General features: G+C 59.5%; 2 protein-coding genes. Both read left to right on the top strand.

The features are described 5' to 3' along the window. Nucleotides 1-133: 133 nt before the first annotated feature. Nucleotides 134-1,384 carry an ABC transporter permease gene (locus Q2M23_RS43485; RefSeq protein WP_316399498.1) on the top strand — a complete coding sequence of 417 codons (1,251 nt, stop codon included), beginning with the start codon at nucleotides 134-136 and terminating at the stop codon, nucleotides 1,382-1,384. A gap of 5 nt (nucleotides 1,385-1,389) precedes the next feature. Then, nucleotides 1,390-2,087: ABC transporter permease (locus tag Q2M23_RS43480; protein WP_316399497.1), on the top strand; the 698-nt coding region annotated here is incomplete at its 3' end.

Here is a 2,087-nt window from a genome sequence, read left to right as displayed (position 1 = left end):
CCGCCTTCTGGGTTGAGAAGGGCGATGATCTGCGCCAACGCTTTACCGCCTGGCTCGCGAAGTAGACCACAGAAGCAACGGTGGCGAGAACTCTTCCTCGGCACCTCATGAACGAACCGAAAGAGAGAAGTCGATGACGCCGATGGCCGTCCAAATTGCCGGCAGTCCTGACGGCACGCCGCTGAGGATCAAGCTGCAGCGGGTCGAGCGCCGGCGCAAGATGAAGGCATTCGCCCTCGTCCTGCCGCTCCTGCTGTTCATAGTGATCGCCTTCATCCTGCCGATCGGCAGGATGCTGTTTAGCGCGGTCCATGATGAAACGCTGGTGGCGCTGATGCCTCGAACCACCGCAGCGCTAAGCACTTGGGACGGGTTGACCCTGCCGGACGAGAGCGCCTATGCCGCTCTCGCCGGAGACCTCAAGCAAGCTTGGTCGCAGAAGACTGTGGGCGCGATCGGTAAGCGGATGAACTATGAGCTGCCCGGCGTCAGCAGTCAGGTCACGTCGAGTGCCCGAAAGGCGAGCACGCTTTCTGCCGGTCCGTACAAGGAGGCGTTGATCGAGATCAATCCTCTGTGGGGGCGTCACGAGGTCTGGACCCTTCTGAAGCGCGGAAGCTCGGCCTATACGGGCTATTACCTCCTGCGTTCGGTCGATTACCAATATGGCCCCGACAGCCAAATCGTCGCCTCACCGCCGGAAAACGCCATCTTTCGCGACACTTTCTTGCGGACGCTGAGCATCAGCATTAGCGTCACCGTCGCTACCCTGCTGCTGGGATTCCCTGTGGCGTATCTCCTGGCGACATTGCCGCCTAGGTCCAGCAACTTGCTTATGATCATGGTCGTGCTGCCGTTCTGGACCTCCGTGCTGGTTCGCACCACCGCCTGGGTCGTGCTGCTGCAGGAGCACGGTGTCATTAACGAGGTGTTGATGAAGCTGCATATTCTTTCGCAGCCGGCCGAGCTAATCTTCAATCGGCTGGGCACGATCGTGGCCATGACCCATATTCAGCTGCCTTTCACGTTGCTACCGATCTACAGCGTGATGAAGACGATCTCACCGAACCTTGTCCGCGCCGCTCGCTCCCTGGGCGCCGGGCCCTTCTACGCCTTCTGGAAGGTTTACTTTCCCCAGACTTTGCCGGGGATCGCCGCCGGCTGCCTTCTAACCTTCATACTCTGCTTGGGCTATTATATCACCCCCGCGCTCGTCGGGGGCCCGACCGATCAAATGGTTAGCTATTTCGTCGCGCACTACACGAACGAGGACCTTAACTGGGGCATGGCGTCCGCCTTGGGTGCCATCCTTCTTACCGCGACGCTGCTGCTCTATTATGCCTTCAATAAGCTGGTCGGCGTCGACCGAATCAAGATGGGGTGAGAACGATGGCTGCTTCCCCTTATGCCTCTCCGATGGAGAAGAGCTGGTATTATCTGCACCGGCTAATCTGCGCGGCGGTGTTGGTCTTTCTGATCGCGCCGATTCTTGTGATCATCCCGCTCTCGTTCAATTCCGTGCCATTCTTCACCTATCCCATGCCAGGGCTATCGCTGCGCTGGTATGAGGAGTTCTTCCTGACCTACCGGTGGCAGGGCGCGCTGCACAACTCGATCTTCGTGGCGGTATCTGTCACGCTGCTGTCGACCGTTCTGGGCACCCTAGCCGCGCTCGGGCTCAGTCGCCCGAACTTCCCTTGGCGCGGTGCGGTGATGAGCGTGCTGATCTCGCCCATCGTCGTTCCGGTCGTAATCACAGCGGTGGCCGTGTATTTCTTCTATGCCGATGTCCGGCTGTTAAACACGTATGCTGGGCTGATCCTAGCGCACAACACGCTGGCCACGCCTTTTGTCGTCATTACCGTGAGCGCGACCCTTATGGGGTTCGATTACTCGCTGACCCGTGCAGCCGCCGGGCTCGGTGCGCCGCCTGTCGTCGTCTTTTTCAAGGTCACACTGCCGCTCATCCTTCCGGGCATGATCTCGGGTGCGCTCTTTGCTTTCATTACCTCCTTCGACGAGACGGTGGTCGCGCTTTTCGTAACTAGCGCGGAGCAGCGCACCTTGCCGAAGGTCCTGTTTTCCGG

Source organism: Bradyrhizobium sp. 33ap4, assembly GCF_032654765.1.
Lineage (GTDB): Bacteria > Pseudomonadota > Alphaproteobacteria > Rhizobiales > Xanthobacteraceae > Bradyrhizobium > Bradyrhizobium australafricanum.
Note: the sequence above shows the minus strand (reverse complement) of the source record. Positions and strands in the feature narration are given on the sequence as shown.